Source organism: Arthrobacter sp. W4I7 (genome assembly GCF_030816215.1).
GTDB classification, from domain to species: domain Bacteria; phylum Actinomycetota; class Actinomycetes; order Actinomycetales; family Micrococcaceae; genus Arthrobacter; species Arthrobacter siccitolerans_A.
Genome location: NZ_JAUSXU010000001.1, coordinates 933,488 through 951,941, shown reverse-complemented (window position 1 = coordinate 951,941; position 18,454 = coordinate 933,488). Strand labels below are relative to the sequence as shown.

The following is an 18,454-nucleotide window of genomic DNA, read 5'->3' as shown; positions in this document are numbered from 1 at the left end:
AAGGGCCGTACCGCTATGAACACACTGACAGAGGTCCAAGCATCCGGCGCTGCAGGTGCCCCCGAACCGTCCCGGCGTCGCAACACCCCCAAAGCGATGCCGGGACTTCGGCGGAGACAGTGAGAACCACATCAGGTGCAGTGAAGGCTGCCACCGGCAGAACGCTCAGTATCCTCAGCAGCCTGCTGGTCGCCCTCGCGGTAGCAGGCTTTTTCTTCCTTGCCGTCGGTCCACGCGTCCTGGGCTATCAGACCTCCACAATGCTCACCGGGTCCATGGCTCCGTTGATCAATCCGGGCGATGTGGTTGTGACAGTACCTACGCTGGTTGCGGACATCCGTGTTGGCGACGTCATTACCTACCGCATCCCTGTGGAGGATCAGCGAGTGGAGACCCATCGGGTAGCCGAGATCCTGACAAATACTGACGGTTCCGCGGCGGTCCGCACGAAGGGGGACGCCAACGACGGGGTTGACCCTTGGACCGCCAGTTTCCAGGGCGCAACCGTTGACAAGCAGGTACTTACCATTCCTTACGTGGGTCAGGCCATCCGTGCACTTCGCCAGCCAGTTGTCCTGAACACCCTGATGTACGGCGCTCCCGCCGTCCTGCTCATCGGGCTGCTGGCATCGATCTGGCGCAGGGACCCTGAGCCCGAATCCAATGACTAGGCTGCAGATGAGCCGCACCGCCAAAGCACTTGGCGTAGTCCTCTGCCTGGTGCTTGCAATATCGCTGTCCCCGGCGGCGAACGCCGCTTTCAATCCAAATGCAAAGGCCGCCGTGGGTTTCGCCACCGCGACGCTTCCGCCCGCAACAGACTTGACCCTTGCAGTGGCGGCAGCATGCGGCAGCAACAAGAAATCGCTGACCCTGTCCGTCGGGGCAAAAGCTGCGATAGCTTACGCCAACGAGTTGCAAGTCATTGTTTCCAGTGGCGGCGTTTCCTCCACGACCTACCAGGGCCTGTCAGAGAGCTCACGGACCTTCACTGCTGCCCAAGGTGGAAGTTCTGTTGTCTTCACCTATGAAATTCGGCCCCTTTACCGTCCCTTGGGTTCCACCAACTTTTGGCGGAGCCAGGTGCCATTCTCCGGAACCTATACCTGCTGAAAAGCTCAAGGAAGCGCCCGCCGCAGCCGCTCCGGCGGGTGCAGGTCGATAATCGGGAGGTGCCCGTCGGTGCGGATGGCGTCACCGCCGCCGTTGCGGTGGTGGTAGCCGCTGGAGTAGTTGAGGATGATGTGGATGGACTCCACGGCGTTGGCCGAGCGGAGCGTCTCGATGATGAAGTCGCGTTCCTCGTCGGTGCGGTCGGCGATCTTGTGGGTGATCTGGAACGTGAACAGGGACAGCCCCACGCTTCGGTCGTAGGTCCCGGCGCCCACCCAGTCCACGGCCAGTCCGCCGGGCAGCCGCCACCCGGGCGGGCATTTCCAAAACCGGACGTGGTGCCGCTTCCGCGGGTTCCCGTCGATTTCGCGCTGGAAGGCGAGGTCCTGCTTGTTGCCGAACACGTAGAGCGAGCTCACCGGGGCGGCCGCGTAGCTGTGACCCATGACGGTGGACGTGAGCGTGCGCCAGGCAGTGGCAGGCCTGATCGGATCAGCTTCCACCCACCCCGCCGTCAACATGGCCTGCCGCAATTCTTCTCTGGGCCCCACCACGGCGAGGTTCACGGGATCGCCCAGGACGCCGTCGCCCGTCCTTGTCCGCCCGATGAAGTAGTCCGGGATGTACAGGCTGCTGAGGATCCTGTGGACGCGCGGCAGCAGGGCATAGGCCAGGATCAGCCAGACCGGCAGGAACACCCACGCCTGCTCCGGGCCGCGGGACAGCCGGGCGAGCAGGAAGTAGTAGACGGCCCAGCCCACGGCGATGGTCACCACCAGGTACAGGAGCCGCTGCAGGACCGCCAGGACGGTGGCCCACCTGCTTTGGCGGCGCACCACCTGGCTGCTGGAACGTGAGTGGTCAGGCTCTTCCGGAACAGCCCGCTGGCCGCCAGGGGTGGTCACGGCGCATCTCCTTTCGGTTGCTCACCAACAGCCTAAAAGGTCCGCCGGGCAAACCGGACGTCCGGCGCTTACGCCGGAAGGCTCAGCTGCTCCACGATAATCCGCGCCGTCGCCGGGTCACCCAGGATCCGGAAGTGCCCGGCGGCAGGCAGCTCAATATTGGTGGCGCCCGGCAGGACGCTGCCCTCGGGGATGTGCGGATCGAACGGACCGTAGATGGACGTGATCCGGCTGTTGATGGTCTCCTCACGCGCCAGCTGGAGTGTCAGGGCGTTGCGCGGAGAGAAGATCCGCAGGCTGGGCAGCAGCATGTACCGGGCATAGCGGGACCCGGAAAACGGCGTGCACACGGCGATCATCCGCGCGATCCGGTGCTCGGGGTCCAGGTTCAGCATGGCGTACTTCCCGATCAGCCCGCCCTTGCTGTGCGCCACGATGGCTGCGTTCCGCAGGCCCGCTTCCTCCAGGTGCTGCGCCACCATCCGGGCAGCGGCGGGCACGTCCAGTTTGTTGCGCTGCAGCACCGTGACCACGTGGACGGGGTGGCCGGCGTCGTGGATCGACCGGATGAGCGGCATCATGAACTGCCAGTTTTCGTACACGCCCGGAATAATCAACACGGGATTGAGGTGGCCCTTATGGAAGGAACCCGGCTGCACCCGGGACACCGTGCCCTCGATCTGGCAGATCGCGGCATAGGCGTAGTCCTGCAGCCACCACCCGCCTTTTTGCAGCAGGCTGATGCGGGTGGGCGTGCCCGTTTCATTCATCTGTTGAGGATAGCCCCCCACCCGCGTTGCCCTGGCACTTTTGGTCCCCAAGGGGCGTTTTGGGGACCAAACCTGCTAGGGCAAGCGGGAGGGTCAGTAGTTCCGGCGGTGCTTCAGCCGGGGAATCACGACGGCGAACACGGCCGCCGCCGCGAACCCCAGGACGCCCGTGGCTGAGATCCCCGCGCCCAGGGAGGCGAGGGCCGTCACCCCAGAGAGGAGCACCGGCCCTCCGGTGTTCCCGGCGTCGGCCATGAACCGCCAAAGCCCCAGGAACTGGCCGCGCCCACGGTCCGGGGAGAAGTCGGCGCCCAAAGTCATCACCAGCCCGGAGCTGATTCCGTTGCCAAAGCCGATCAGCAGCGCCGCCAGCAGCAGCCCCACAAAGGACCCGGCCAGCGGAATCAGCAGCAGCGCAACACCCATCAGCAGCGTGGATGGAACGGCCACGAACTGCCGTCCCTTCCGGTCCATCAGCTTCCCTGCGGGGTAGAACACCAGCATGTCGATGGCCCCGGACAACCCGTAAATCAACGAGGCGGAACTCGCATCCATGCCCAGGTGGTCCGCCCACAGCGGGATGACCACCTGGCGCGACGAACGCAGCGCACTCAGCAGCAGGATGCCCACGCCCACGCTCAGGAACACCTTCGAGTGGGACACCGCGACGCTGCGGAGGGTGGGCTCCGGACCCTTGTGGCCGCCGTCAGGCGCTCCGGCCAGCTCCAGGTCAGGGATGGTGAGGGACAGCAGGGCAGCCGCAGCCATGGCCACCACTCCCACCCAGTACGCACCGCCGATGCCGGAGAACTGCATCACTCCGGCGCCCAGGAACGGCCCGATGAACACGCCGATCCTGTTCACCCCGCCCAGCGTGGACAGCGCCCGGGCACGGAACTCCACGGGAACCGCTTCGGTGAGGTACTTCTGCCGGGCCAGCCCGAACACCGCGCCGGACATTCCGACGACGGCCATCGCCACCGCGAGCAGCCACAGTCCGTTGGGGATCAGGGAGGACAACCCGGCCGCGGCGAGGGCCAGGCCGGCAGCCACCGCGGCGCCCACAATGGCCCAGCGTTCGCCGAACTTCAGCGTTACCAGGGATGCGGGCAGGTTGAAGAACCACGAGCCCAGCCCGATCAGCGTGACGATCAGCGCCGCGAGGGCCACGGAGGCGCCAAGGCCGCGGGCGGTCAGTGCCACCACCGGAAGAATGGCGCCCTGGCCGATCCCGAAGAGCAAGGTGGGGCCGAAAGCAGCCACGGCGATGGCGCGCAGGTTGAAGCGCTGGGGGTCATCCGGGGAAGTCATCAGATTTATTTTAGGGCGGCCGGCAGCAGGGACAGAAAGACACTCATTTGGGGGTCACAAACCCCTTGCAAAGGACTAGCGTTTGCTTTATGGGTGCTGACTCGCGCCCTCAACCAAAGGGGAGGTTCATTTCATGGGTGAAGTGTGGATCCGTACGCTCGGCAACGGGCTGGTCCGGGCAGACAATGTCACCGAGATTTCATCCACCCGGGGATCCCTCCATGAGGACCAGGGGTATTCGCTGAAGGTGATCGTGGACGGCAAAGGCCATGTCCTGATTGATGACAGCGACCTGCAGGGTGCGCCGGCCGAGCGGCTCGAATACGCCCGGCATATTGAAGACGCCCTGCTGCTGGCCATGGATGAAGCGCGTGACATCGGCGCCACCGTGGTGATCTCCTACGAGCCAGAGCGGGAGCGCTGGTCATCGGCCCCGGTCTCAGTCTTAACAGGACGCCTTCCCGAGGTGGTCTGAGCCCGCAAGGAATCCTGCAGAAGAGTACGACGGCGGCCGGGGGCATGGGTGCCGCCGGCTGCGGTTCCGCCACCGGCAGCTTGCCTCGCAGCCGCAGGCAAAGGCGTCACAACCTCAGCATCCACAATCGGTGTAATAAATACGTAACTGTTGCGTGGATCACATTCACCCCCTACTCTGAATGAGGCTTAAGAAACAGGCCAATGCAAGAAGCTGCAGCGTCGCAGCCAATGCCGGGGAAGGTTTTACAACTTGAATTCCAAGCTCAACATTGTTGTCCGCGTAGATCTCGACCATGCGAAAGCTCTGGTGATTGCAAAGGGGCACGTCACCGTCCACAGTATTAATGCGCTTTACGTCGTGGTCAAGCGCGCCAATTCCATCAAACAGGGCCTGTACCTGGAGTTGGATATCTCTCACGCCAGGGTGGATGTCGAGGCACTGGAGCAGCTGCAAGCCTGCTCCGAGACCCATCATCTGCCGGCAAAAATTGATCCTTACCAGAAGCCGTGCACCATCAGTGTCCTGGCACCGCGGCAGGAACATACCACCTCGCGGCCGGCTCTGCTCGCCGCATAAAGCTTTCAGGCCAAGGCACCCGCAGCGTCCACCAATCGGGCCAGGGTGCCGGCCGCACAGTTTCTTTGCTTTCACACTTTCCACGGACTGGAAGAGCAGCTGTATCCGAATAGACGGGTAGCTGCCTTCCCGGTCCGCTGGAATTCTTTACGCCGGAACGGGCAAGACGGATCTTGCCCCTACCCGATGATGGGCCGTTCCTCCGGAAGGCGGTACAGCCGCGGCCGGGCCGAGAGGGCAAGCGCGGATGCCACCGTCACTGTACCGATGCGGCCCGTGAACATTAGAGCCATCAGCACCCACTCGGCGGACGGGGGAAGGTTGTACGTGATGCCGGTGCTCATGCCCACGGTGCCGAACGCGGAGATTGATTCGAACAGGACCTTCTCGAGGCTGTAGTCGGTGAAGATCAGCAGCAGCATGGTTCCGATGACCACGGCGGCAACCCCCAGCAGTGCAACCGACAGGGCCTGCCGCTGGGAGGAGGAGCTGACGGACCGGTGGGCAATGGTCACCTGGTCGCGGCCGCGGACTTCGTTCCAGATGGCGAAGCCCAGCACCAGGAAGGTGGTGATCTTGATGCCGCCGGCGGTGCCGGCGCTGCCCCCTCCGATGAACATCAGGATGTTGGTGACCATCAGGGTTTCCGGGGCCGCGGCGCCATAGTCGATGCTGTTGAACCCGGCAGTACGGGGAAAAACGCTGCCGGCGAAGGAACCGAGGATCTTGCCCGTGAGGGAGAGCGGGCCGAGCGTTTCGTTCCGGTTCCATTCGAATGCCGCGAACAGTGCCATCCCGGCGATGAGGAGGAACAGTGTTCCGTAAATGGTCAGGCGCAGGTGGACGGTCCAGTTCCGGGGTTTGGTCTCACCGCGGGTGAGCTGGATGATCACCGGGAACCCGAGTCCGCCGGCGATGATGGCCAGGCAGATGGGGGTGATGATCCAGGGGTCCTCGGCGAAGCCGATGAGGTTGTCGCTGTAGACCGAGAAGCCTGCGTTGTTGAAGGCGGAGATGGCGTGGAAGATCCCGTGCCAAAGGGCTGTGCCGGGGTTCTGGTCATAGGCGATCCAGAACCGGGCCGTCAGGACCAGGGCCGTCACAGCTTCGAAAGTGAGCATGATCCTCGCAACCCGGAGCAGCACCGCCCGGACGTCGCCGAGGTTCAAAGTGTGGGTTTCCGACTGGGCCACGAGCTGGCCGCGCAGGCCGATGCTCTTGCGGACCAGCAGGGCCAGGAGGGTGGCCAGCGTCATGATGCCGAAGCCGCCCACCTGGATGAGCGCGAGGATGACCACGTGCCCGAAAGGAGTCCAGAACGTCGCTGTATCCACCGTGATCAGGCCCGTGACGCACACCGCCGAAACCGAGGTGAACAGGGCGTCCATCAACGCGCCCGCCTCGGGATCGGTGCGGGAGGCGGGGAGCATCAGCAGTGCCGCCCCGATGAGGATGACCATCAGGAAAGCCACAGGAACAGCCCTGACCGGGTGGGTCAGTATCCTGCGGACGAAGTTTGCCTTCCTGCCCTCCTTTTCGTTCCGGGCGTCCCGCAGCATCTTCCGGACGGCCGCCACGCTGGAGGCGTCGGGGCCTGCCGGGACCGGTCCCGACGGCGGGATGCTCCGTCGGAGGCTCATCCCACGTGGATGCCCGGGCGCCGGGCCGGGTCCGGTTCGTTTTCGCGGATGATTTCCCGGACCACCGGCGCAGTGTCACCGCGGCCCAGGAGCAGGTAGCGCATGAGGTGGGCCAGGGGGTTCCCTTCGGACCATTCGAAGTAGGCGTGCGGCTTGACGCCGGTGCCGTCCCGCAGAGCCAGGAGGATGGCGGCGATGGCGTTGGGCGCGGCGGGACTCTGGGCGCGCAGGATCCGGTGGCCGTCCACTTCAACGCCGTGGACCTGCAAGGTGTCGCTGAACTCTGACGGATCGGTGATGTCAATTTCCAGGAAGATAACATCCGCCGTTCCCGGCACGGGGTTGTTCTCCCGCTGCACCGCTTCCTTGTCCGCGTACTCTGCGCCATTGCGGGCCTGCGGCCGGTTGGCGATGAGGTTGATCCGGCCGTCGTAGTCCAGGGTGTCGCTGATGAAGCGGCGCGCGTCGTCGTCGAACTCTATCTTGTCCACACGCAGCTCGGTGGTGCGGCTAATGCGAGAGACGAGGGACACTGCCACGATGCCCAGGATGAAGAATCCGGAGATGGCCAGGCCGTCAGGTTTTTCGATGACGTTGGCAGCCAGTGCGTACAGCATCACCAGGGTGAGCACGGTGAAACCGACAGCGGCGGCCTGCCGCTTGCGGCGGATTGCTGAGATGGTGACGGCGATGGCGCCGGACACCATCATGGCCAGGATGCCGGTGGCGTACGCGCCGGCCTGGGCGTTCACGTCTGCCTTAAAGCCGATGGTGATCAGGATGCTGATGGCGGTGTAGACGAGTACCACCGGACGGACGGCGCGGGACCATTCCGGGGCCATGCCGTAGGAGGGGAGGTAGCGGGGGACGATGTTGATCAGGCCGGCCATGGCGGAGGCGCCGGCGAACCACAGGATAAGGATGCTGCCCACGTCATAGACGGATCCGAAGCCGTTGCCCAGGAGTTCATGGGCCAGGTATGCCAGGGCGCGGCCGTTGGCTCCTCCCCCGGCCTGGAATTCCCCGGCGGGGATCAGGACGGTGGTGACGAAGCTGCTTCCCAGCAGGTAGACGCTCATGATGAGTGCCGCCGTCGTCAGCAGTTTGCGGGTGTTTTTGACCCGGCTGGCCAGCTTTTCTTCAGCCGTGGTGCCATGTGAGGCAACCAGGGGCATCATGCTGACGCCGGTCTCGAAACCGGAGAGTCCCAGGACCAGCAGCGGGAATGCCATCAGGGCGGGGCCCACGATTCCGCCCGGCCCTCCGCCGGAGGAGGTCAGGGCTTCGGTCCAGGTGGTGAATGCGCCGGGAGTTGCCAGGACCTCTGCGATGCCGGCCCCGATGATGATGGCGTTCAGTACCAGGAACACGGCCACCAGGGGAATCGCGACGGCGACGGCTTCTGAGAAGCCCATCAGGAACACGGCGCCGAGCACCACGAGCAGGAACACGGTGATGGGAACTGCCTGGCCTTCCAGGAACGGCGGCAGGTAGGGGTTCTCGAGCAGGTGCACCGTGGCGTCAGCCGCGGAGAGGGTGATGGTGATGATCCAGGAGGTGGCCACGAAGCCGAGCAGGACCAGCACAAAAACCTTTCCCCGCCAGAAGGGCAGGAGCCGTTCCAGCATCGCCACGGATCCCTGCCCGTGCGGGCTTTCCTTGGCCACCCGCCGGTACATGGGCAGCATCCCCAGAAGCGTCAGGGCGACGATGAGCATGGTGGCCAGGGGTGACAGGGCGCCCGCAGCGAGCGCCGCGATGCCCGGCAGGTAGGACAGGGTGGAGAAGTAGTCCACCCCGGTCAGGCACATCACCTTCCACCAGCTCTGCTGCGCCCCGTGGCTCTCGTTGGCTTCGGGGCCGACGGGCTGGCTGACCCGGTGTTCCAGCAGCCACTTGGCTAAGGGGCTGCGCGGTTCGGTTTCAAGTTCCGGGTTGGGAACGGTGGCGGGAAGGGAAGACCGGGCGGAAGCCGTCAAGGACGTGTCTTTCTTTGTTGCCCGTCACGGGCACAACTTTCCCGGTTCCAGGCGCGACGCTGTGCTGATAACTAACGGAGCCTAGCACCGGGCCAGTCGCCTCCCGGGGCCAATTCCGGGGATCTTAACGCTTTCTTAACGCCTCCCGCCAAGGAACCCTGTTCAATCCTCAACGAACTCCAGCAGGTCGCCCGGCTGGCAGTTGAGGACGCGGCACATCGCTTCAAGGGTGCTGAACCTGACTGCCTTCGCGCGCCCGTTTTTGAGCACTGCCACATTGGCGGGCGTGAGGCCTACACGCTCGGCGAACTCCCCCACGCTCATCTGCTGCTTTGCCAGTTCGACGTCGATGCGCACCACGATGGGCATCAGATGACCGCTTCCAGGTCCGAGCGGAGGTCCGCGGCCTGCCGGAGCAGGGCGCGGAGCACCACCACCACCAGGCCGACGGCGGCACCCGCTACCAGCATCAGGATCAGCAGGAGCGGCACGCCAGGGTCATCGGCGTTCAGGACCACAATGGCGGAGAACACGGCGAGCATGGTCCAGGCCGCCGCGATGGCCCACATGATCGCGTCCACCCACACAAAGGCCCGCCTGCTGAAAATCTGGTCGCGCTTGACCATGGTGAGCAGCTTCCAGGTGCTGACGATCACCACCTGGAGGCAGGCCACCTCGAGGATGGCGAAGATGGTGAGCGGCCACTGGAGCCCGGCCTGCTCCGGGTTTTCCGCTGCCATGTGGGCGAACTGGCCGGGCAGCGACATGACCTGGAACAGGACCAGGAGGAGGAACGCCGCCACGAGGACGATCCGGAGGGCGGTGACCGCCAAATGAGTGATCTGCATGAATCGAGTTTCGGTTACTACCTATCGAAAGTCAATCGATACCGGAGTCGCAGCCGTCCCCCCTCCCACTTGCCTTATCAGGGTTGTACTGGCAGTACCTGTTTACGGCGGGCGTTGTGCTGTTACCTAGTCCATAGGCCCGAATCCATTCTTAAGCCCATAACAACCAACCCCAAGGAATAGGAACTAATGATGGCTACCTGGCTCATCACAGGATGCTCCACCGGACTCGGCCGGGCACTTGCCCAGGCTGTGCTCACCCACGGGCACAACGCGGTGGTTACCGCACGGGACGCCACCGCCGTGCAGGATTTCCCTGGCGCTTTCCCGGACACGGCGCTGGCCTTGCCCCTCGACGTTACAGACCGGGCCCAAATCAGCTCTGCCCTGGAACAGGCAAAGGCGCGCTTCGGCGGCGTGGACGTGCTGGTCAACAATGCCGGCTACGGGTACCGGGCGGCAGTAGAGGAAGCTGACGACGCCGATGTGCGGCAATTGTTCGACACGAACGTTTTCGGGGCGGTGGACATGATCAAGGCTGTCCTTCCGGACATGCGCGCGCGAAGGTCCGGGTCCATCGTGAACATCTCCTCGATCGGAGCCCGCATCACACCGGCGGGGTCCGGTTACTACTCAGCCACGAAGGCTGCCCTGGAGGGCATCTCGGGGTCGCTCCGCAGGGAACTGGAGCCGCTGGGCATCAACGTCACCGTCATCGAACCCGGCGCCTTCCGCACCGACTTCGCCGGCCGCTCGCTGACCCAATCCGCATCGCCCATCGAGGACTACGCGGAGACAGCCGGGAAACGGCGCAAGGAGAACGACACGATGGACGGCAACCAGCCCGGCGACCCGGCCAAGGCCGCCGACGCCATCCTGGCAATCGTGGACAGCCCCGCCCCGCCGTCGCTGGTTGTGCTGGGTGAAGACGCTTTTGGCGCCTTCACCGCAGTGGCGGACGCGCAGCGCGCCGAACTGGAGCAGTGGCGGGACCTCAGCCTCAGCACAGCAATCAATGACTAACCCAGAACCGCAGCAAAGGAACCCCATGAACAGCGTGACGCTCAACAACGGCGTCGAAATGCCCATCCTGGGCTTCGGCGTCTACCAGATCCGGCCCGAGGAAACCCAGGCCGCCGTCGAAGCTGCCCTCGCCGCCGGCTACCGGCATCTTGACACCGCCGCCGCCTATGGCAACGAAGAGGAATTGGGTGCAGCGGTCAAGGCGAGCGGCATCGCCCGTGAGGAACTCTTCATCACCACTAAGCTCTGGGTCCAGCATGCCCCCGCCGGCAGCGTCGAAGATGAAACCCGGCGGGCGTTTGAAAGCGCCCTCACCCGGTTGGGACTGGACTACGTGGATCTTTACCTGATCCACCAGCCGCTCGGGGACTACTACAGCGAATGGCGCGCCATGCAGGAGCTCAACAAGGAAGGCCGGGCGCGCGCCATCGGAGTATCGAACTTCCACTCCGACCGGCTGGTGGACCTCATCGACCACAACGAGATCGTTCCCGCCGTCAACCAGATCGAAACCCACCCCTTCCACCAGCGCACCGGGGAGCAGGAGTTGATGCGCGGGCGCGGCGTCCAGATCGAGTCCTGGGGTCCTTTCGCCGAGGGCCGGAACAACCTGTTCACCGATCCGCTGCTCAGCGAAATCGCCGAGGTGCACGGCAAGTCCGTGGCCCAGGTGGTGCTGCGCTGGCTCATCCAGCGCGACGTTGTGGTCATTCCCAAGTCCGTGCGCCCGGAGCGCATGGCCGAGAACTTCGACGTGTTCGATTTCGCCCTGACCGGAGAGGAAATGGGCAGGATCGCCACCCTCGACACCGACGAAAGCCTGTTCTTCGACCACCGCGACCCCGAAATGGTGACCCGGCTGGGCGGACACCGGGTGGACTGATCCGCTGCCTCCGCCAGCGGGGAGCCCGGGCTAGCCGGTCAAGGCCGTGTCGTCGTGGGCAGCGCCAACAGGCTTGGACTCGGGTGAGCCGCGCTGGCGGAGGTAGATGGAGAGGACCACCATGGACCCGACGGCGAGGAATTCCGACTGCCAGTTCTGCAGGGTGCGGTTCCAGAACTCTGCAGACACAAGGTACTCGGTCCAGGAAACGGGCTGCTGGAAGTTCCTGAGCTGCTCCTCGTTGTAGGCGCTGTTGCCGGCTATGGACTGGACCAGCCAGCACAGGACGAAGATCAGCCCCATGATGGTCCCTAGAGAATTCGAAAAGACCGTGCGGCGCCAGCCGGCGGCTTTGGCCCAGGCCGGCGATTTCTCGTTGCTGTACTCGCCCACCAGCTGGTCTTTGTCGGATTCGGTTCCGGTCTCATCCAGTTCCTTGGATTCGGGTGATCCTCTCTGGACCAGCCAGACCGTGGCAAGGATGTAGAGCAGGAACTGGAGGTATTCGGACTGCCAGTTTTCCGAGACGTCCACCGCAAAGTGGGAGGAGGTGAGGTACTGGCCCAGGCTGATCTCCTCAAGTCCGTTCGCGAGCTGTTCCTCGTTGAACAGGGCATGGCCGGTCAGCCCCTGCCCCAGCAGGGCCAGGAGGAAGATCAGCCCGAAGAAGAGGCTCAGTCCGTTGTTCCGAAGCGCTTTTTTCACCGCTTCCTCCTATCCGTGGACGAGTCCGACGACGGCCATGTAGGCCAGTCCGCCGAAAATCAGGATCAGGTACAGGGCAAAACTCCAACGCATGACTAGTTGCCTCCCACTTCACAGGTGTAGGGCGCGTCACCGTTCGGTGTGCACCCGGCTGCCGTGATCTTCCAGCCGCCTTCCGCAGCAGCCAGGAAGACTGCATCGTGCTCAAATTCCACAAAGGCGGCGCGCCCGTATATTTCGGTGCGCGTCACCGCTCCCGGCTCCTGGATCTGCAGGTTCCCCAGGTGGTCCTCGCAGGAACTCTCCTGTTCCTGGGCTGTCTTCCCGCGCGTATCGGATTGCAGCATGGCGCAGGCGGCGGACCAGTCGGACCGGCTCAGGTCCTGGTGGAATTCCTGTGCCGCATCGGCAGGGGCAGCTCCGTCGGGGGCGCAGCCGGATACGGCCAGCAGGGCAGCGATGCCTGCCACGGCCCAAACGTAAGTGCCGGGCCTGCCAACTGTCCCGGCGTCGGATCTGGTTCTACTTCCCATGCTTCTCCTTTCCAACTGCCAGTCTTTGGATATACCCGCACCCAGCGTGTATTTTCGGCTGGACCATCAGCCTTTCTCCCGCCCGGGACGCACTCCGAAAAGGACGTTCAGCCCCCAGCCCACCACGGTGATGAGCACGATGGCCCCGGCCATGGCCGCCAGTTCCGCGGGGCTGGTCAAGATGCCCAGGCTCACGATCAGGGTGGTTGCCCCTGCCGGTGGGTGCGGCGTCTTCAGCAATGTGAGCACCAGCGTGGTCAGCGCCACGGACAATGCCCCGGCCAGCAGGAATGCGGGGTTAAGTCCGGCCAGGGGCGCCGGCGGGCGGTCCTGCAGACCGAAGGCATAAAGCATGGCGACGCCGGCCACCAGCCCAACGCCGTGGCCGGCGAGGGTATTGACGGGCCGCGAGGCCTGCTGGGACGGGGACTCGAAGAACAGCATCACTGTGGGCCCCAGGCTGGGGAACAGCCAGGGCTGGCGGAGCGCCAGCCCCACCGCCCCGGCGGCTGCCAGCACCACCAGCGACAGCACGGCAGCGTATATGGCCACACCGGGGCGGCTCTTGGTCAGGCGGGAAACGTCGGTCACAGGGCACCTCCTCTAGGTACGGTCCGGGGCATGTTCTGTGCTTACTCGGCGACGATCAGGGCCTGGGGGGCGGCTTGTTTCATGCGGGTGGACAGCCACTCGAGCTGGATTTTTGTCTCGCCCTCACAGCGGGTGACCACGGCGAGGAGCTCCGCGTCGCGTAAGCCCTGGGCGGCCTGCTTGACGGCGGTCCACGTGATGTCCACCAGGGAACCCAGCAGGTAGAGGTCCTGCAGGTCCCGCAGCAATCCCACCGCCCCCGAGCGGGTGCTGGACAGGCCGTCCGCATGCAGCCGCTCGGGCTCGTCGTCCTTTTCAACCTCGCCGTAGCGCTCCACGATGGGCAGCAGATCCTGCTCGTGCTTTTCGCACTGATCCGCCAGGGACCGGCACAGGAAATACACATCCGGCTCATCGCCGTGGCCGTCGGCCACCTGCCGAAAGGATTCGGCCAGGGTGTGTTCGGAGCGGTGGAGCAGCCCCAGGTAGATGGGAAGCTTCATGGCCTTTCCTCCTCCTTGGGGGCCACAGCCGGCGGTTCGGTGGGGGCGATCGTCTCGCTCACGTCGCCGGCTGCCCCGCCCACCGTTGCGGGCACCCGGCCTGCACGGGCGGGACGGGATGCGGTGGTGGTGGGCGCTGGTGCCGGGCCGGTGGCGGTCACTGACTTTCGTGACCCGCACCGCGGCAGTCTTGTAGACGGGCTGCTTCGATACCGGGTCCCACTCGGTCAAGGTCAGTTCATTGGCCGCCCGCGGGCGCTGCTGCGGATCGGCGTCGGTGGGGTCCTCAATGTCCCAATACCCGTAGTGGAAGGGTGCAAAGACAGTGCCGGTACGGATGTTGGCGATCCGCACCGGGGCGAAGAGGTGGCCGCGGCGGGATTCGACCCGTACCACGTCGCCCTCCCCCAACCCCAGCGCACCGGCATCGCTCTCCGCCATCTCCACCCACATGGCCGGGGCAGCATCCTGCAGCTGCGGCGAGCGGCCCGTCTTGGTGCGGGTGTGGAAGTGGTAGGCCGTCCGGCCCGTGGTGTAGCGGAAGGGGTACTCGCCGTCGGGGGTTTCGTGCGCGCCCTGGTACGCCGCTGTTTTGAAGATGGCACGCCCGTTCGGTGCCATGGCTTTGTACGCCTGCTCCCCCACGGTGGCTCCGGTGGTGAGGTCGTGGCCGTATTCTTCGGCGACATCGGCGTGGGTGGGAAAGACCCCGTCCCCGTACAACCGGTCTGTACCGTTCGGGTGTTCCTCGTTGACCGGCCAAGGGATGCCGCTTCCGCCACGCCGCCGCTCATAACTGAGGCCGGTGTAGTCGCACAGCCGGCCTTTGCTGCACTCGCGCCAGGCGTTGAATCCGTCCTCAGGGCCTTCCCAGTCCAGCAGCGGACGGCCGGAGTTGGTGCGGAAGTCCATCCGCCGGGAGTAGTCCAGGAAGATCTGGAGGTCGCTGCGGGCCTGGCCGGGCGGTTCCACTGCCTGCTCGGACAGGTGGACAGTGCGGTTAACGTTGGTGAACGTCCCGGTCTTTTCCCCCCAGGCGGCAGCAGGGAGGACGACGTCGGCATACTTGGTTGTCTCGGTCAGGTAGAGGTCCTGCACCACCAGGAAGAGCTCTGGTTTGGCCAGGATTTCGCGGATCCGGGGCAGCTGCGGCATCGACACGGCAGGATTGGTGGCGGAGATCCACAGGAACTTGATGGAGCCCTGCTCGGCGTAACGGAAGATCTGCGCTGCGTGGGTGGGCGGGGCCCAGTGCGGGATAACGAGTTCGTCCACGTCCCACAGCTCGGCCAGCTGTTTGATGTGCTCGGAATTCTCCCAATTGCGGAAGCCCGGCAGATCGCCGTCGGCCCCTGCCTCGCGGGTGTTCTGGGCGGTGGGTTGGCCGTTCATCTGCAGGATTCCGCAGCCTGGCTTGCCGATCATGCCGCGCAGCAGGTGCAGGTTGTTGACCTGGCAGGACGAGGCGGTGGCCTGGGCGGACTGGTAGAAGCCCTGCAGCACCGTGGAGAGTACCCGCTGCGAGGTCCCGAAAATCCGGGCCGCTTCCACCACCGCGGCCGCATCCACTCCACATTCGGCCGCAACGGCCTCCGGTGTCCAGGCCTCGATTTTGTCCGCCAGATCCTCGAAGCGGAGCGTATGCGCGGCGATGTAGTCCTGATCAATCCACCCGTTGCGGATCACTTCGCGGAGCAGTCCGTGCATCAGTGCCAGGTTGGTGCCCGGCCGTACGGGCAGGTGAACGTCGGCGTGCCGGGCCACTTCGGTGGAGCGCGGGTCCACACACACCACCAACGGTTTGTTGGGCCCGGAGATCCGGTCCAGGACCCGGGCCCACAGCACCGTCTGGGTCTCGGCCATGTTATGGCCGTAGAGGAAGATCGCGTCGCACTCGTCGATGTCCGTGTAGCTGCCGGGCTGCCCGTCCGAGCCGAAGGACTCCTTCATCGCTGCCGCGGCCGTGGCCGTGCACAGCCGCGTGTTCCCGTCCATGTGCGGGGTCCCGAGTCCGGCCTTGCCGATGATGCCCAGGGCGTAGTACTCCTCCAGGAACAGCTGGCCGGACGTGTAGAAGCCGTGGCTCAGCGGTCCCTTCTCGTCCAGCAATGCCTTGCTGCGGGAAACGATCCGGTCCATGGCGGTGTCCCAGTCGGTCTCCACGAGTTCCCCGTTTTCGCGGATCAGGGGCCGGGTCAGCCTGTCCTTGTTGCTGACCCCCTGCCAGGAGGCGAAGAGTCCCTTGGGACCGAGCCGGCCGTGGTTGACCACATCGATCGCCCGGCCCCTGACGCCCACCATGGTGCCGTCCTTGACGGCGATGTCGATGCCGCAGCCGTTGCTGCATAGGACACAAGCGGACTGTACCCACCGGTCCACGTTCTGCTCGGTCAGCCCGGTGGCGAGGACCTGGTCCACCCGAACGGGCCACCGCTCCCCCCGGGCAAATGGCGTACGGGTCCCCCAGATGTCAGCGATCCGGTCCACCATGGCCGTTTTTCCTTTCGTCCGGGACATCCTTGTCCGAGTTCCAACGCACCGCGGGTGACCGGTTGAAAGTACTGTTTACGCAGGTCAGCCGTAAGATCATCCCGTGATTGACAGTAGCCTTACCATTCCGGCGAGTAAAGCACCGCCGCTTCCAGTGCTTACGTCACAGGAGAGATTTGTCCCGGAGATTCTTTTTCCAGATCCGGGCAGGCAGTAGGCTTCACGAATACTGACCTGTTGGGGCAGGGCTGGGGGGAACAATGTTTTTTAAGTGGCTCGCGCGCTACTTCCGCACGCTGGGGACCAGAGGCCGAACGGTCATGTTCCAGCTTCCGCTGTCCATCACCATGCTGCTGGTCCTCGTCCTGGCGGCGGTCCTGCACCCGGATTTCGAGTGGGCCGGACCATTCCCCTATACCTTGTGGGGCCATCTCGTCCTGCTGGCCGCCTGCGCCCTGGTGCCGTGGGAACGGTTTCCGAAACGGGCAACCCTCATCATCCCGGTGCTGGACTGCCTCGCCATTGGCCTGTCCCGCGAAGCCGGCGACCAATACCTGGCCGTGCTCGGCTTCCTCCTGGTCTTTCCGGTCGTCTGGTTGTCCCACGGCCCGCAGCGCAGCGGGATAATCATTGCTGTGCTGGCTGCCTTCCTCAGCGTCGCGCTTCCGCCGGCAATCCTTGGCACGGGCTACACGAGCGCCTCCTTCATCCGGATTGTGCTGCTGCCGGTCATCCTGACAGCGATGGCAATTACCACCTATGGACTTGCCGAGGCCCTCCGCCAGCAGCGGCTCCTGCTGGAAAAACAGGAAGTCGAGGTCCGGCGGCTGCTGGCAGCCAGCGAGGACCGGGAGCAGCTGCTGGGCACCGTCATGGACACCGTCAGTGTCACGGTCTGCGCCCTCGACGACAAAGGGCGCACCATCCTCACCAACCAACATCAGGCCAGTCACCCCGCCGGAGCCATCTGCGCGGAGCCACGTGCAGGTGACGGTCCAGGCCTACCGGTCTACGGCATTGACCGGAAACAGCCCCTTCCCCCGGAGCGGCACCCACGCACCCGGGCGGCGCGAGGTGAGCCCTTTACCGATGAACTGGTGTGGATCGGCAGTGGAACCGGCCAGCGCGCATACTCGGCCACCTGCAGGCTGATCAGAACTCCGGACGGCCGGCATTACGGGGCTGTCCTGGCCCTAACCGACGTCACCGCACTTGTTGAGGCGCTCTCTGCCAAGGACCAGTTTGTCGCAAGTGTCTCCCATGAGCTCAGGACGCCGCTGACATCGATCCTGGGCTACCTGGCCCTGGCGATGGATGACGACAGTCTTGATCCCGACGTCGAACATTGCCTGGGCGTGGCCAAACGCAACGCTGAGCGCCTGCTGACCCTGGTGGGCGACCTGCTCACCACAGCCTCCGGCACAGTGACCGTCACTCCCCGCCCGGCTGACCTGGCCGAAGTTGCCGCGCAGAGTGTTGAAGCCGCCCGTCCCCGGGCCAAGGCCGGAGGCGTCACCGTGCACCTGCAAGCAGAAGGTCCGGCCACCGGGCGCTTCGACCCTGACCGGCTGGGGCAGGCGATAGACAACCTGGTGTCGAACGCCATCAAATACACTCCTTCCGGCGGTTCTGTCACAGTCCGCGTCAGCACCAGCGGACAGAATCTCACCTGCGAGGTGGCCGATACCGGAGCCGGGATGACCGAGGAAGATCTGGCCCAGGCGTTCACCCGCTTCTTCCGCACCGCCAAAGCCCACTCCTCCGCCATTCCCGGCGCCGGCCTGGGACTCGCGATCACCAGGGCCATCATCGAAAACCACCGGGGAAGCATCACCCTCACGAGCACCCACGGAAAAGGAACCACTGCAACAATCACACTGCCGGACGCAGACGTACTGGCCCGCCCCCTGGTTTCTGCCCGGGACAGTTCCACAACTTGAGCCATTCTTGAGCAAGTCTTGATCGCACCTGCCCCGGCTCTTGAGCAACGCCGTGCACAGTATTCGGTGTAAGGCCTGAAGCGCGCGGCAACTGCAACTGGGATCTGGGCCCGGTAGCGCCAGGGCCTTGATTCGGAAACAACCGAAGGTCTTAGCGCTTGGCGGT

Annotated in this window: 18 protein-coding genes and 1 pseudogene; 7 read left to right on the top strand and 12 right to left on the bottom strand. The window is 64.8% G+C overall.

What is annotated here, in order from left to right; all coding sequences use genetic code 11:
* Positions 1-119: 119 nt before the first annotated feature.
* The gene (locus tag QF047_RS04370; protein ID WP_307274376.1) at positions 120-671 is read left to right on the top strand and encodes a signal peptidase I; all 552 of its coding nucleotides are present in this window, start codon (positions 120-122) and stop codon (positions 669-671) included.
* Complete coding sequence (locus tag QF047_RS04365; RefSeq protein ID WP_307274374.1) at positions 664-1,113, top strand: hypothetical protein; 450 nt, start codon at positions 664-666, stop codon at positions 1,111-1,113. The genes QF047_RS04370 and QF047_RS04365 overlap by 8 nt, the downstream gene beginning before the upstream one ends.
* Positions 1,114-1,118: 5 nt before the next feature.
* On the opposite strand, the gene QF047_RS04360 is transcribed toward QF047_RS04365, so the two are convergent.
* The 3 genes from QF047_RS04360 to QF047_RS04350 form a co-directional block, all read right to left on the bottom strand.
* On the bottom strand, positions 1,119-2,018 hold the full coding sequence (locus tag QF047_RS04360; protein WP_306635109.1) for an LssY C-terminal domain-containing protein: 900 nt from the start codon (positions 2,016-2,018) through the stop codon (positions 1,119-1,121).
* Positions 2,019-2,086: 68 nt separating this feature from the next.
* Positions 2,087-2,788: a triacylglycerol lipase gene (locus QF047_RS04355; protein WP_306635110.1), complete on the bottom strand. Its 702-nt coding sequence runs from the start codon at positions 2,786-2,788 to the stop codon at positions 2,087-2,089.
* A 93-nt stretch (positions 2,789-2,881) separates the two neighbouring features.
* Positions 2,882-4,099 (bottom strand): MFS transporter, encoded by a 1,218-nt coding sequence (locus QF047_RS04350; protein WP_307274371.1) that lies wholly within the window; start codon positions 4,097-4,099, stop codon positions 2,882-2,884.
* Positions 4,100-4,232: 133 nt separating this feature from the next.
* Between QF047_RS04350 and QF047_RS04345 the strand changes: the two genes are divergently transcribed.
* On the top strand, positions 4,233-4,574 hold the full coding sequence (locus tag QF047_RS04345) for a hypothetical protein (protein WP_306635113.1): 342 nt from the start codon (positions 4,233-4,235) through the stop codon (positions 4,572-4,574).
* Positions 4,575-4,826: 252 nt separating this feature from the next.
* Positions 4,827-5,153 (top strand): hypothetical protein, encoded by a 327-nt coding sequence (locus tag QF047_RS04340; RefSeq protein ID WP_306635114.1) that lies wholly within the window; start codon positions 4,827-4,829, stop codon positions 5,151-5,153.
* Between the two features lie 179 nt (positions 5,154-5,332).
* Here QF047_RS04340 and QF047_RS04335 read toward each other — a convergent pair whose 3' ends face one another.
* From QF047_RS04335 to QF047_RS04320, 4 genes are all read right to left on the bottom strand, one after another.
* Entirely contained in the window at positions 5,333-6,712 is a 1,380-nt protein-coding gene (locus QF047_RS04335) for a TrkH family potassium uptake protein (protein WP_373427794.1), read from the bottom strand.
* Positions 6,713-6,789: 77 nt separating this feature from the next.
* Positions 6,790-8,772 carry an amino acid transporter gene (locus QF047_RS04330; protein ID WP_306635117.1) on the bottom strand — a complete coding sequence of 661 codons (1,983 nt, stop codon included), beginning with the start codon at positions 8,770-8,772 and terminating at the stop codon, positions 6,790-6,792.
* Between the two features lie 162 nt (positions 8,773-8,934).
* Positions 8,935-9,141: a helix-turn-helix transcriptional regulator gene (locus tag QF047_RS04325; RefSeq protein ID WP_307274366.1), complete on the bottom strand. Its 207-nt coding sequence runs from the start codon at positions 9,139-9,141 to the stop codon at positions 8,935-8,937.
* Positions 9,141-9,620, bottom strand: coding sequence for a DUF2975 domain-containing protein (locus QF047_RS04320; protein WP_307274364.1), 480 nt, complete (start codon positions 9,618-9,620; stop codon positions 9,141-9,143). Before QF047_RS04320 ends, QF047_RS04325 begins: the two co-directional genes overlap by 1 nt.
* Positions 9,621-9,812: 192 nt before the next feature.
* Here QF047_RS04320 and QF047_RS04315 point away from each other — a divergent pair, with 192 nt between their 5' ends.
* Together QF047_RS04315 and QF047_RS04310 are read left to right on the top strand one after the other, a co-directional pair.
* Positions 9,813-10,643, top strand: a complete 831-nt coding sequence (locus QF047_RS04315; RefSeq protein ID WP_307274363.1) for an oxidoreductase — start codon at positions 9,813-9,815, stop codon at positions 10,641-10,643.
* A gap of 25 nt (positions 10,644-10,668) precedes the next feature.
* Positions 10,669-11,526, top strand: a complete 858-nt coding sequence (locus QF047_RS04310) for an aldo/keto reductase (RefSeq protein ID WP_307274361.1) — start codon at positions 10,669-10,671, stop codon at positions 11,524-11,526.
* Between the two features lie 30 nt (positions 11,527-11,556).
* Here the strand turns inward: QF047_RS04310 and QF047_RS04305 are convergent, their stop codons facing one another.
* The 5 genes and pseudogenes from QF047_RS04305 to QF047_RS04285 form a co-directional block, all read right to left on the bottom strand.
* Positions 11,557-12,231, bottom strand: coding sequence for a DUF6766 family protein (locus QF047_RS04305; protein WP_307274359.1), 675 nt, complete (start codon positions 12,229-12,231; stop codon positions 11,557-11,559).
* A gap of 95 nt (positions 12,232-12,326) precedes the next feature.
* The gene (locus QF047_RS04300) at positions 12,327-12,764 is read right to left on the bottom strand and encodes a hypothetical protein (protein WP_307274357.1); all 438 of its coding nucleotides are present in this window, start codon (positions 12,762-12,764) and stop codon (positions 12,327-12,329) included.
* 66 nt (positions 12,765-12,830) lie between these two features.
* On the bottom strand, positions 12,831-13,355 hold the full coding sequence (locus tag QF047_RS04295) for an HPP family protein (RefSeq protein WP_307274355.1): 525 nt from the start codon (positions 13,353-13,355) through the stop codon (positions 12,831-12,833).
* 41 nt (positions 13,356-13,396) lie between these two features.
* Positions 13,397-13,858 carry a hypothetical protein gene (locus tag QF047_RS04290; protein WP_307274353.1) on the bottom strand — a complete coding sequence of 154 codons (462 nt, stop codon included), beginning with the start codon at positions 13,856-13,858 and terminating at the stop codon, positions 13,397-13,399.
* Positions 13,855-16,348 (bottom strand): annotated as a pseudogene (locus QF047_RS04285) (molybdopterin oxidoreductase family protein). Before QF047_RS04285 ends, QF047_RS04290 begins: the two are co-directional and overlap by 4 nt.
* A 320-nt stretch (positions 16,349-16,668) precedes the next feature.
* On the opposite strand from QF047_RS04285, the gene QF047_RS04280 reads away from it, so the two are divergent.
* A complete protein-coding gene (locus tag QF047_RS04280) occupies positions 16,669-18,288 on the top strand; it encodes a cell wall metabolism sensor histidine kinase WalK (protein ID WP_307274351.1) in 1,620 nt (539 codons plus the stop codon).
* Positions 18,289-18,454 lie beyond the last annotated feature (166 nt).